This is a genomic window from Jeotgalibacillus malaysiensis, assembly GCF_044789845.1.
Taxonomy (GTDB): Bacteria; Bacillota; Bacilli; order Bacillales; family Jeotgalibacillaceae; genus Jeotgalibacillus; species Jeotgalibacillus malaysiensis_A.
In genome coordinates this window covers 2,521,010-2,533,803 of record NZ_CP085252.1, presented here as the reverse complement: position 1 = coordinate 2,533,803, position 12,794 = coordinate 2,521,010, and the positions used below count along the sequence as shown (strand labels likewise).

Genomic DNA, 12,794 nt, shown 5'->3' with positions numbered 1-12,794 from the left:
GTTCTCCTTTTAGCTTGAAATCAGTGTGACGGTATACTGACGCGAGCGTGGACCGTCGAATTCACAGAAATAAATACCCTGCCATGTGCCAAGCACCAGCTCGCCATGCTGAACCGGGATTGTTTGTGCATGTCCGACTGTACTTACTTTCATATGTGATGCAGTATTGCCTTCCATATGACGATCTTTTGGATGATCCCAAGGGTACACTTCATCCAGCCTTCTCAAAAAATCAGTTTTCACATCAGGATCTGCATTTTCATTTACGGTAATGCCTGCAGTTGTGTGCTTTGATGATACGACAGCAATGCCGTTTTCAAACGACTGACTGCTGATCCACTGCTGCACTTCATGTGTTATCTCAATCATTTCATCACGGCTGAGCGTTTTCACTGTAAACGTATGAAACATTTGATCATCTCCTTCAGTGATAGTGTACCGCACGAAAGTTGAGTTTTCTATTAGAACACACATATTCTGTCAAAAGGACGCTTTTAAAAAAATGTAAGCGTTTAAATATAGAGAAATATTGATAAATTCAGAATTCTTATTGCGGAACCTCACATCTCTATGTATGATGGTCTTTATATAAACGTTTCGCTGCAGCGATGTAAAGCGGAAAATCATCAGGAGGGTTACACGATGGATACGACAAAAAAAGATCTAAGAATCAGAAGTAAAGTCATCAGTGAAGGAGTCAACAGAGTGCCAAACCGTTCGATGCTTCGCGCTGTCGGTTTTACAGATGAAGATTTTAAAAAACCGATGATTGGTATAGCAAGTACATGGAGTGAAGTGACGCCGTGTAACGTACATATTGATAAGCTTGCCCAGCGTGCGAAAAGCGGTGCAAAAGCGGGCGGTGGTGCACCGATGATTTTTAACACGATTACAGTATCTGACGGGATTGCGATGGGGCATGAAGGAATGTTCTACTCACTGCCGAGCCGTGAAGTAATCGCGGATTCTATTGAAACAGTAACGAATGCAGAACGTCTTGATGGCGTAGTCGCAATCGGAGGCTGTGATAAAACGACGCCTGCCTGTGTCATGGCGATTGCACGTATGAATATTCCTTCTGTCTATGTATACGGCGGTACAATCCAGCCGGGTAAACTGGACGGCAAAGATATTGATATTGTTTCTTCATTTGAAGCAGTTGGTCAGTACCAGGAAGGCCTGATTGATGAAGAACAGCTTTATAAAGTAGAATGCAGTGCCTGTCCGGGCGCTGGTGCATGCGGTGGTATGTATACAGCGAACACAATGGCATCAGCAGTTGAAGCACTTGGTATGAGTATTCCGGGATCATCTTCAACACCTGCAATCAATGATTATAAAGAGCAGGAATGTGAACAGGCAGGGGAAATGGTTGTAAAACTGCTTGAGCAGGATATCTATCCGCGTGACATCATGACAAAAGAAGCGTTTGAAAATGCAATTACAGTTGTTATGGCACTTGGTGGATCTACGAATGCATTTCTTCACCTGCTGGCAATGGCGCACGCGGCTGAAGTGGATCTGACAATGGATGACTTTGAGCGTGTACGTCAGAACGTTCCGCACATTGCGGACCTGAAGCCGAGCGGTAAATATGTCATGCAGGATCTTTACGAAGCAGGCGGCGTACCGGCAGTGATGAAGCTTCTTTTAGAAGTAGGCCTGCTTCACGGCGACTGCATCACAGTTACAGGTAAAACAATCGCTGAAAACCTTGCCGAAGTTCCTTCATTAAAAGAAGGTCAGCAGGTCATTACACCATTCAACGAACCACTTAAGAAAACAGGTCCACTTGTTGTGCTGAAAGGAAACCTTGCTCCTGAAGGCGCAGTTGCAAAAATGAGCGGACAGAAAATCAGCCGCTTTGAAGGACCTGCAAAAGTATATGACAGTGAAGCTGAATGTACAAAAGCGATTGAAGATAACCAGATAAAAGAAGGCGACGTCGTCGTAATACGTAATGTGGGACCTAAAGGCGGACCAGGTATGCCTGAGATGCTCTCTATCACGGCGATGATCGTCGGACGCGGGCTGAACGGTAAAGTAGCCCTCATGACAGATGGACGCTTCTCAGGAGGCTCGCACGGCTTCGTAATCGGTCATATCGCACCGGAAGCAGCAGTCGGAGGACCAATCGGCCTGCTGCAAAATGGAGATATCGTCGCAATCGACAGCGATACTCAGGAAATTAACCTGCAGATCTCTGAAGAAGAATTCGAAAAACGTGCCCGTGAATGGAAAAAGCCTGAACCAAAATTCAAGCGCGGTATCCTTGCAAAATACGCAAATACGGTATCTTCTTCATCTAAAGGTGCAGTAACAGATTTATTTGAAGAGTAACTTATTGAGGCCAAGACATATATTGTCTTGGCTTTTATAATCGTTTCTCTGCGCTCCAGGCGGACGCTTTCCGCAGGGTGTGCGGTGAGCCTCCTCGACGCTGCGCGCCTGCGGGGTCTCACCTGTCACACTTCTCCTGCTGTCGCCGCCTTACGCTTCGCTACACTAAGATATTCATTCTAAGAGCCCACATTCTTTTTAAAAAAGAACTATATTTTATAATCTAACTCTCCTATCTACTTTATGAGAAAAAATAGGTGTATAGCAGTCTCAAATTATATAAGAATAGGTTGACTGAAGCGGAAGGCGGGGACTCCGGGGCGATAAAGCGGGATAGCCGAGACCCCACAGGCGAAGCCGAGGAGGCTTGGCGCCCGCCGCCCGGAAAGCCTCCGCCTGCAGCGTAAGTCAACCGGCCACCTTAAACCCTACAGGCAGATCTTTCGATAAACAAAATTAAACAATGTAAGATAAGAATATGAACATTTCAGGAGGGATTCACCGATGAAAATTGAAGTATGGTCAGATTACGTATGCCCGTTTTGCTATATCGGCAAAAGAAAGCTTGAAAGCGCACTGAACAAGTTTGAACATAAAGACCAGGTGGAAGTCGTCTACCGCAGCTTCCAGCTTGATCCTGATGCCCCGAAAAACGCATCTGAGGACACCATCTCAGCACTTGCGAAAAAATATGGCATGTCCTATGATCAGGCCGTTGAAATGACCAGCAATGTTGTAGCGCAGGCAAAAGAAGTCGGCCTTGATTACGACTTTTCAAAAATGAAGCGCACCAATACGCAGGATGCACACAGACTGACTCATTACGCAGCTGAGCACGGAAAAGATCAGCAGATGACTGAAAAACTGTTAAGTGCTTATTTCCTTGAATCAAAGCATATTGGTGATCACGATCAGCTTGTTGCGATCGCTGAAGAAGCCGGTCTTGATGGGGAAAAAGCGCGTGAAGTCCTTACATCTGATCAGTACACAGAAGAGATGACTGCGGATATTCAGAAGGCTGCACAAATCGGCGTATCAGGCGTACCGTTTTTCGTACTCGATAATAAATATGCCATTTCAGGGGCACAGCCTGATGAAGTGTTCACTCAGGCGCTTGAAAAAGTATGGGAAGAAACGAATCAATCACCGCTTGTGAATGTTGGCGGACAGGGGAATGCCTGCACAGATGATTCATGTGATATCTAACACAAAAAGCACGCCATCGCGGCGTGCTTTTTGTTATGCATGTGCAAAATACGTCTTAATTAAAAACTGGTACTGATCATCTGTCAGCTGGAATGCAGGGTAGCCGGCATCCTGTAATAGAGACTTCGTATTTTCATCCTTAAAAACAACCGTGCGCGAAAGATACGAGTGGAATACGCTCATTGGCGCATTAATGACAGCGTCCTCATCAGATAAATCCATCGTATCTGCTGTAACAGCCAGGTTATCTACACCACTCTGTTCCTTAATCCACTTCATCACATCTGCATTATCCGGAGCCGCATTATTTGAAATGTGATAAATATGATCTCTCTTGGCATGAGTGGCAGCGGCTGTCAGGACGTCCACGACATAATTGACCGGGACAACATTATTTGAAGCTTCCGGATCACATAACAGCTTAATCATTCTGTCTCCGTCAACACGACCGCGTCTGATCAGCTTTTTCAGTAATGCAACAGCCTTCAGCAGACCATAAAGCGCAAATGTTGTGTCAGCCTCGCCGGTATTTGTATCACCGACAATGATCGCAGGCCTGAAAATACTGACGTTCAACTCATGGCGTTTATTCCACACAAGGTGTTCAGCGTGATTCTTACTTTCCTCATAGTCATTTACAAATACTCTGTCCTTTGAATGAAGTTCTTCTTCAGCAATATCTTCAATTCCGGCAGTATAAGCTGTGCTGACATGATAAAAGGCAGGGATCTGCAGTTTCTCCGCGAGCTCCAGTGCGTGAACAGTCCCATCCACATTTGCCAAAAATGTCTTCTCACGATCAGCCGGATCAAAAGATAAAAAGGCAGCTGTATGATAAAGGATATCAATTTTACCAGCAAGAGAATCTGTTTCACTGATACCGAAATCAGTTTGTGTAATATCACCTGTGACCGGGTGGATTCTGTCAGTCTGATCAGCAGGTAGCTGTTCAATCAGCTGATTGATTTTCTGCTCGCTGCGTACGACCGGGTAAAGCGTATGACCTTTATCTAAAAGTGAACGTACAAGCTTTGAACCTACAAAGCCTGTAGCACCGGTTATCATAATATTCATTGTGATCTCCTTTGAAAAAGCATTAGATCCTTATTATATCAAAAGAGGGGAGTTGAATTGAAATCTGAGCTGAAAGAAGTGTATTAAAAAGAGCCGCCCATCAAGGACGACTCTGCAACATTAATATTGACCGCTCTTCTTCAGTTCTTTTCCTTTACGTCTAAAACGCAGGAATACAAGATAGAGCATCGGTACAATGATCAATGTTAGTAAAGTTGAGAACGCAATGCCGGCAATAATCGTAACTGCTAGCGGCGTAAATAACGCATCACCGCTTACGGCAACTGGGATCAGCGCGACAATCGAAGTAACAGCAGTCAGTACAATCGGACGGATTCTGACGCGTCCTGATTCAATGACGGCGTCCAATACATTCATCCCGTTTGCGACACCCTGTTCGATAAAGTCAATTAACACAACAGAGTTCCGGACAACGATACCGGTCAGTGAAACCATACCCATCACAGCAAGGAAGCTGATCGGGGTCTGTGTTACAAATAGTCCGAGTATTGCTCCTGCAATCGCCAGATACACTGCTGTCAGCACAAGGAATGGCAGTGACAGTGAGTTGAACTGGAATGCAATCAGCAGATACACTAGGAAAATCACGATTGTAAATAGTAAGATGATTTCTGAGAAGAAGTCATCCTGTGATTCGTTTTCCCCACCAATTGTCAGTGAATAATCATCATTTAACGAAGAGCGTACATCTTCTACAATGTCAGTCGTTTGTGCTTCAAGGTCTTCCACTTCACCAGGGAATGCGCGAATCGTAATCGCGCGTTCACCGTTTTCGTGCTGAATACGCTGTAGCTGGGAAGTTTCTTCAGCTGTTACCAGATCTGAAAGCGGAATCAGCTGCGGCGGTCCTTCCTGCTGTGAAGCAGACGGCACTTCAATCTCATCAAGTGGAATGTCCTGACCTTCTTCAACCGGGTCTACAAGCAGCTTCATGTCACGCTGCGTGACACCATCGTCAAACGCGGCCATTGGAATTCCTTCTGTGACAAGTCTGATCTGCTGGCTGATCGTCTGAATACTAATATTATTCTCTTCAAGTGCCCCTCGATCCGGTACGTAAGAAATGACCGGCTCTTCTTCACCAATGTTATCAAGAACAAGGTCTACACCAAGATCTTCAATTTGAGTCATGACCTCATCACGGATCGAAACGAGTTCATCAAGCTCAGGTCCTTTTACAGTTACTGTAACCGGTGCACCTGAAGGCGGTCCCTGTTCAATCGTATTCATGAACACAATCGCATCAGGGTACTCACTTCTTAATTCATCAGTCCAGTCCTCTATCAGTCCCTGGGCCGTCTGGTTCTCACGGTCCACTCTTGCAACAATCTGACCGGTATAGTCACCGGTTGTATCGAGCGAGCTGTTAAAGAGGTTCGGCAGTCCGGTACCCGCAAAGACTGACGTTTCATACACGCCTTCATCCTGCTCAAGTACATCTGCCATTTCAAGTAACGTACTTTCAGTCTCCTCAATCGGTGTTCCGATCGGAAGTGTGACATCCACCGTTACTTCTTCTCGGTCAGCAGCCGGGAAAAATTCAAATGGTGTTAAGACAACCAGTCCGAATAATAGAGTAGTCACAATCAGGCCGATTGCACCTGTTAATAAAGGTTTTTTAGCTGTTCTTTTTAACACTTTATCTGCATAGAAATCAGCAAGAATATTCAGCGGCTTCCCTAGCAGACCAGGTGAATCTGACACTTTTTTAGTTGTGTTTCTGTAAAAACTGTATCTGAGCATCGGTACGAGCAGCAATGCAACGATCGTTGATGCAATAATCGTGGTGATCAGTACTGTTGGCAACGCTCTGATAAAGTCACCGTTCCCGCCTGATAAAAAAACAAGAGGGAGGAAGGTAAATACGATTGCAAGTGAGGAAGTCACAATGGATACCCAAACTTCCTTCACACCGGTGACAACACCAGGGAGCGCTTTATCACCTAGTTTGAATCGTCGCTGGATATTATCATTCACTACAATGGAATCATCGACCAGGATACCGAGTGCGATGATCACCCCGATCACTGAAATCTGGTTCAGGTCAACCCCTGCACCCGGGAGCGGGATAATCCCCATTAATACAGACATTGGTACGGCAATCGCCACAACAATCGCACCGCCGGCAGTCAGACCGAGTGAGCTTGTCACAATAACTGCGAGTACTGCAATTGCAAGCGAGAAGAATAGTCCCTGGAAAATATCATTTACCAGGTTTGCCTGAGAGTAATATGATTCAAATGTAATTTCTTCAGGTAAAAGCGGTACAAGCTCAGCGATTTTTTCATCTACTGCTTCATTGACTGAAGGAATATCTTCACCTGATTCTAAGTAAGTTGTAACTGATACAGCAGGCTGTCCGTTTAATGTAATCAGATCCTCTGTCTGTTTTGGCTGGATCTCAACAGTTCCAACATCTGACAGCAGAATAGATTCACCCTGTGGATTCTGACCGATTACAACCTGCTCCATTTCATCTACAGAACTGTAAGATTCAATTGCAAGCTGGTAAATGGTGCCGTCAGCCTCCTGTTTGCCAAGCGGTACCGGATTGAATTCTTCTTCAATTGCTGTAAGCACCTGCGGGAAAGCAAGTCCATTTTCCCCAAGGTCTTCACTGTTTAATGTAAGTATAATTTCTTCTTCCTGCACGCCTTTTACAGTGACGCTTGAAATACCGGGAACCGCTGTGAGCTCTTCTTCCCACGTATCCATCACGCTTCTGAGGCCCTCAAAATCTTCACGGCTGTCAGCAGTCAGCATATAGGAAGTTACGGGGAAATTGGCAGCCGCTTCACTGACAGTCGGCTCAAGCACTTCTTCCGGGAAGGAAGCGCCGGCATCTGAAACCTCCTGTCTGATCGCAGATAATGTTTCCTGCTGATCAGCTCCGTCTGTCAGAGTCACAATGATTTGAGAGAACCCAGCAGCAGAAGATGAGGAAATACTGTCAATTTCATCAAGACCATCAAGGTTTCTTTCAATCGGATTTGTAACCGTCCGCTCAACCGTTTCCGGTGTCGCACCAGGGTACGGAGTGGAGATCGTCGAAATGTTAATGGACGTCTCGGGAATTTCACGCTGCGGCAGCTGAAGGAACGTCAGCACACCGACAATGAGGAATAATACAAATAAAATCATGAATATTTTTGATCTTTTCAGCACCCATTCAAACATGGTTGCACCTCCAATTGTTCTATCAATAAACTAACTTTTTCACAAAACCGACAGTTGTGTCAAGAATGAAGATGCTCGGATGTGTAAAAGGGTATTTTTAAAGAAGATTGGAGTGTTGGGGGGGAGTGTGGAGGTGATTAATTCAGGTGATTTTTGGGTTGAAGTAGGTATACGGTCGGTTGAGGTAGGTGACCCATCAGTTTGAAGTAGGGACTCCAACAAGTTGAAGTAGGTATGTTCCCAGTTGAAGTAGCTATCCCGTCACTTGAAGCCGGTAAACCGCCGAGTTAGCATCATGAGGTCAGATTTTTGCACAAAAAAAGAGCACATTCATCAGAATATGCTCTACATTAAAAATAATTATGATTCCCATTTAATAATAATATCTGCTACGCTCGCAAGACAGAAGTCAGCAGTCTGTGACAGCTCTTCAAGCAGTTCAGGATTTTCATTCACAGCAATTGATTTGCAGCCAGCCGCTCTTGCCATCATACAGTCCACGATACTGTCACCGACCATTAATACTTCTTCAGGCGGCACAGTAAAATCACGGCAGATTTTCTCAAGCATATCAGGAGCGGGTTTACCGTGAGACACATTTTCAGGTGTTACGATAAAGTCTGCATCATGAAAACCGAGTAATTTCATACACGCAGCTGCCCGTTCTTTATTATCAGAAGTGGCGATTCCGACTAAGTATCCTGCTTGTTTCAAATCATGCAGAAGCTCAGTGGCCCCTTTTACAGGAATAAAGGCTTCTTTGATATTTAAAGATTGATTACTTTCATCAAGCAGCTTGTCAGCAAGCGCCAGAGATTCGATCCAGGGCTTGCCGGTATATTGGTAGAGCAGTGCAGCAATGACTGTTTTTTCTTCAGCCTCACTTGCGACTGCCAAAAGACCGCTATGATCTACGCCAGTCTCATTTACACCCATAATCCGGTCCCATTCTTCACCGTGGTGGAGACCAGTCATGGAGACGAAGCGCTTTTTCCTTTCTTTATTTAAAGCTTTCCAAAAGGGTTCTGCCTGGAACAGCGTGCCATCCTTGTCGAAAGCGACGACTGAAGCTGAAACAGGGGTTTCACCGACCTGAATCGTTCTGGATGTCATAGCTGATCTCTCCTCTGGTTACTTTTGCGCGTCCAGAAATTCCTTTACTTGTTCAGGACTTTTCGCATTAGCTGAATGAAGGTGTGCTTTCTTTTCACCATTTTTAAAAATTAGCAGGCTTGGAATCCCCATGACTTCCTGTTCATCTGCAATCTCAGGCAGTTCATCACGGTTCAGCTCATACCAGCCGTATTCATTGTAAGTGTCCATGATCTCATCAATGAACATATCCATTCTGCGGCAGTCAGGACACCAGTCTGCTGTAAACTTTACAATGACAGGTTCATCCTGATTCACCGTTTCTCTAAATTGATCGTTATTTTTAATTCCTTGCATAGTTCATCCCTCCATAAAGGAATCATAAGAGTTTTTTAATGAAAACGCAAAAATAATATGTTTTATATAAGCTGGCTGGTGATTTACGTTTCAGGGGGACGCTTTCCGGACGGTTGTTGCTGAGCCTCCTCGCCTTTGGCTGCGGGGTCTCAGCTTCCAACTAATCGTCCCGGAGTCGCCTCCTGAAACGTAAATCACCATCTTAGGAAAACTAATATTGTCTTTGATAAAACTCTATAAATTTACTGATAATGATTCTCAAAGTCATTGACTGAATCTTTAAAAGAGGCTAGACTGAATAGGAGAGAAGTTGCTGAAGCCTGCGAAGGAAACTAAAGGAGTTCGGATGAGATGCTAAAGACACAGTCATTAACATTAGGATACGGAGATTCCGTTATTATAGAAGAGCTTGATCTGACCATTCCAAAGGGAGAAATTTCTGTTCTGATTGGGGGGAACGGCTGCGGTAAGTCAACGCTGCTGCGCTCAATGGCCCGCCTGCTGAAGCCTCAGAATGGTGATGTCTTACTTAATGGTAAAGAAATCAATCGCTATTCATCCCGTAAAGTAGCCCAGGAAATGGCGATTCTGCCGCAATCACCCGTTGCACCTGAAGGCCTGACTGTCCTGCAGCTTGTGAAGCAGGGGAGATATCCTTATCAGGGCTTTTTACAGCAATGGTCTAAAAAGGACGAAGAAGCTGTGAACAGTGCACTAGAAGCAACAGGCATGTCAGAGCTTCAGGGACGTTTTGTGGATGAACTGTCAGGCGGACAGCGCCAGCGTGCGTGGATCGCCATGACACTTGCACAGGACACAGACCTGATTTTACTTGATGAACCAACGACTTACTTAGATATGACACACCAGATTGAAATTCTGGATTTATTATTTGAATTAAATGAACGTGAAAACCGTACAATTGTGATGGTGCTTCACGATTTGAATCTTGCATGCAGATACGCCCATAACCTGATCGCAGTGAAAGACCGTAAAGTATACAGCCAGGGGAAACCTGAAGAAGTCATCAGCTGCGACCTTGTCAGACACGTATTTGAAATGAACTGCCAGGTTACAACTGACCCATTGTTCGGCACACCGCTATGCATCCCGCACGGCAGAGGCCGATGCATCGTTCAGGAAACAAAAACGACTGCAGACGCAGTGTCATAATCTGAAAACCGTCTACCCTTAGGCGGTTTTTGTTTTTATGATCATTGTAAACAGCCCGTAAATGTGATTGCACAGCAGATAATTGGAATGGGAAGGGTCGCCGGACGGCCGCTGAAAGCCCCCACCCTAAAGCGTAAATCACAAGCCAACTTTTAAAAGCATGATTCAATTAACATCAATTTACCAAATGACGATTAAATAAAACTAAACAGGGAAGGGATGTAAGTACAATGATGAATGAAAAAATGGATGCAATGGTAGAAAAATATGCTGAATTGTTAACAGGTGACACATCTGAACAATCAATAGAAGAAATTAAAATGTATGTGCTCTACAATCATATTGCAAAAACCATGCCGGCACTCGCAAGACACTGGAATAGCCTCTATCCTGAAGGTAAAGAGGAAATGAAAAGAATTGTAAGAGAAATTCAACAAAAGAATAAAGCCGTAAGAGCTGAAAACAAGGATCAGGAAGATTAAAATTGCATAAAAAAGCCGGAAAGTGCCTACACACTTTTCGGCTTTTCAGACTTTTAATGAACAGGCAGCTGACTTTTATCTGACTGTGCCTGACTGGCAGCTTTCTGAATATTAACAGGTGTCTCCTGAGCAGGATTGTACCAGTTTTGCTGCTCCATATAACTGTAGAGCGTGTGCTGCTGTCTTGATGTTTCGTTCAGAACTGACTGTAGAAACTGAAAAAGCTGATTAGTACTCGCTTCATTAGAAGCAACGCTGTAACTGACAGCCAGATGTTTTTCTAAAATAAGAAGATCAGTTGCCCAGTCTTTTTCAGACATTGTGGCAGTCTGTTGAATGTCCTGCATTGAAATTCCTCCTGAGTATTTAGTTTATTGAAGCGGCTGACCTGACAGGAAAGCAGACGTTTTCTCATAGTGATTCTTGTGCATCGTGCAGCATGATTCAAACATGGTTTTTAACTGTGGTGTTGTGCACTGGGAAGCTGCAAAATGTGCTTTCTTTGCAGCCAGCAGATTCCATTCAAGTACGTCTTTTAAGTATAAAAGGTCTTTTGTTGACAGTTGTTGCTGCGTCATATTTTTCGCCTCCTTTTTCGTCAACATTATGTTGTGCAGGTTTTGGAAATACATGCGTCGATTTTTGTATTCAAATGCTGAATGGCATGATAAGATTATGCTAGTCCGCTAAAGTATTCTTTATTTTAGAAAAATAGAAAGCGGTTGCAAAATTTATGATTCAGGGGGTTTGTCATCATGGAAAAAGTGATGCGTGATTTCTTTTTATTCTTATCTTCTAACAAACCGATGACGAAAGCAGCTAAGCAGTATGGTTTAAAGTTTGGTGCTAACAGATTCGTTGCAGGAGAAACAGTTGAACAGGCAGTAAAAACAATTAAAGAACTGAACGAAGAAGGTCTTTGTGTAACCCTCGATTGTCTCGGTGAATTTGTAGATAATGAGCAGGAGGCAGAAGAAATCACAGAGCTTTGTATTGAAGCCGTCCGAGCAATCGGTACAAACAATCTGGACTCAGAGCTTTCACTTAAACTGACATCTTTAGGGCTTGATCTCTCAGAGGAGATTGTCCTTGAAAATATGAGAAGAATCCTTGATGCGGCAACTGAGCACGGTGTTTTTGTCACAATTGATATGGAAGACTATAAGCGATGCGGTAAAACGCTCGGCGTGTTCACACAGCTAAAATCAGAATATGATAACATCGGCACAGTGATCCAGGCCTACCTTTACCGGACGGAAGAAGATATGAAAATGCTGAATGAATTCTCTCCAAACCTGCGACTTGTAAAAGGGGCTTACAAGGAATCATCTGAAGTAGCATTTCCTGAAAAAAGAGATGTAGATGAAAACTTCAAAAAGATCATTGAAATGCATTTATTAAATGGTAACTACACAGCTGTTGCCACACATGATGATGCAATCATTGACTATACATTGATGCTTGTTGAAAAGAATGGGATTTCAAAGGACCAATTTGAATTCCAGATGCTTTACGGCATTCGCGAAGAACGCCAGAGAGAGTTACATAAGCAGGGCTATAAAATGCGTGTGTACACGCCATTTGGTACTGACTGGTACGGCTACTTTATGCGCCGCCTTGCAGAACGCCCGCAGAATGTGGCGTTTGTGGCAAAAGGGATTATCAGTAAATAAACGTGAGACTGCCCAGATTTTGGGCAGTCTTTTTGATTGTGCTGGTGGAGTGAAACAAGTTTTGAGGGTGTATCGCGACAACCTAAATCCCTATTGCTACATCCCGGCCAATAAAAGGTACAACCCTGCCCCTCACACCCAAAATTACATGCTGAAAATTTTTCCATGATTTTATGAAAGCGCTTCTAATTTTCTGTTG

12 protein-coding genes are annotated in these 12,794 nt (G+C 44.2%); 5 read left to right on the top strand and 7 right to left on the bottom strand.

The genetic code is table 11. The annotated features are described in order from the left end of the window. Positions 1–9: 9 nt before the first annotated feature. The gene (locus LG330_RS13580; protein WP_404404667.1) at positions 10–411 is read right to left on the bottom strand and encodes a secondary thiamine-phosphate synthase enzyme YjbQ; all 402 of its coding nucleotides are present in this window, start codon (positions 409–411) and stop codon (positions 10–12) included. A 231-nt stretch (positions 412–642) separates the two neighbouring features. Between LG330_RS13580 and ilvD the strand changes: the two genes are divergently transcribed. Together ilvD and LG330_RS13570 are read left to right on the top strand one after the other, a co-directional pair. Beyond that, a complete protein-coding gene (gene ilvD, locus LG330_RS13575) occupies positions 643–2,340 on the top strand; it encodes a dihydroxy-acid dehydratase (RefSeq protein WP_404404665.1) in 1,698 nt (565 codons plus the stop codon). Between the two features lie 504 nt (positions 2,341–2,844). Beyond that, positions 2,845–3,546 (top strand): DsbA family oxidoreductase, encoded by a 702-nt coding sequence (locus tag LG330_RS13570; protein WP_404404663.1) that lies wholly within the window; start codon positions 2,845–2,847, stop codon positions 3,544–3,546. A 33-nt stretch (positions 3,547–3,579) separates the two neighbouring features. Here the strand turns inward: LG330_RS13570 and LG330_RS13565 are convergent, their stop codons facing one another. From LG330_RS13565 to LG330_RS13550, 4 genes are all read right to left on the bottom strand, one after another. Continuing rightward, entirely contained in the window at positions 3,580–4,620 is a 1,041-nt protein-coding gene (locus tag LG330_RS13565) for an SDR family NAD(P)-dependent oxidoreductase (RefSeq protein ID WP_404404661.1), read from the bottom strand. 120 nt (positions 4,621–4,740) lie between these two features. Beyond that, positions 4,741–7,818 (bottom strand): efflux RND transporter permease subunit, encoded by a 3,078-nt coding sequence (locus LG330_RS13560; protein ID WP_404404659.1) that lies wholly within the window; start codon positions 7,816–7,818, stop codon positions 4,741–4,743. 360 nt (positions 7,819–8,178) lie between these two features. Further along, on the bottom strand, positions 8,179–8,931 hold the full coding sequence (locus LG330_RS13555; protein ID WP_404404657.1) for an HAD family hydrolase: 753 nt from the start codon (positions 8,929–8,931) through the stop codon (positions 8,179–8,181). Between the two features lie 18 nt (positions 8,932–8,949). Further along, positions 8,950–9,267 (bottom strand): thioredoxin family protein, encoded by a 318-nt coding sequence (locus LG330_RS13550; RefSeq protein ID WP_404404655.1) that lies wholly within the window; start codon positions 9,265–9,267, stop codon positions 8,950–8,952. 351 nt (positions 9,268–9,618) lie between these two features. Between LG330_RS13550 and LG330_RS13545 the strand changes: the two genes are divergently transcribed. Both LG330_RS13545 and LG330_RS13540 read left to right on the top strand, forming a co-directional pair. Continuing rightward, positions 9,619–10,440 (top strand): ABC transporter ATP-binding protein, encoded by an 822-nt coding sequence (locus LG330_RS13545; protein ID WP_404404653.1) that lies wholly within the window; start codon positions 9,619–9,621, stop codon positions 10,438–10,440. A gap of 230 nt (positions 10,441–10,670) precedes the next feature. Then, on the top strand, positions 10,671–10,922 hold the full coding sequence (locus LG330_RS13540; protein ID WP_404404651.1) for a DUF2573 family protein: 252 nt from the start codon (positions 10,671–10,673) through the stop codon (positions 10,920–10,922). A 53-nt stretch (positions 10,923–10,975) separates the two neighbouring features. Here LG330_RS13540 and LG330_RS13535 read toward each other — a convergent pair whose 3' ends face one another. Then, positions 10,976–11,269, bottom strand: coding sequence for a spore coat protein (locus LG330_RS13535; protein WP_404404649.1), 294 nt, complete (start codon positions 11,267–11,269; stop codon positions 10,976–10,978). 24 nt (positions 11,270–11,293) lie between these two features. Continuing rightward, positions 11,294–11,500 (bottom strand): hypothetical protein, encoded by a 207-nt coding sequence (locus LG330_RS13530; protein WP_404404647.1) that lies wholly within the window; start codon positions 11,498–11,500, stop codon positions 11,294–11,296. Between the two features lie 177 nt (positions 11,501–11,677). On the opposite strand from LG330_RS13530, the gene LG330_RS13525 reads away from it, so the two are divergent. Beyond that, positions 11,678–12,595, top strand: a complete 918-nt coding sequence (locus LG330_RS13525; protein WP_404404645.1) for a proline dehydrogenase family protein — start codon at positions 11,678–11,680, stop codon at positions 12,593–12,595. The last annotated feature ends 199 nt before the right edge of the window (positions 12,596–12,794 follow it).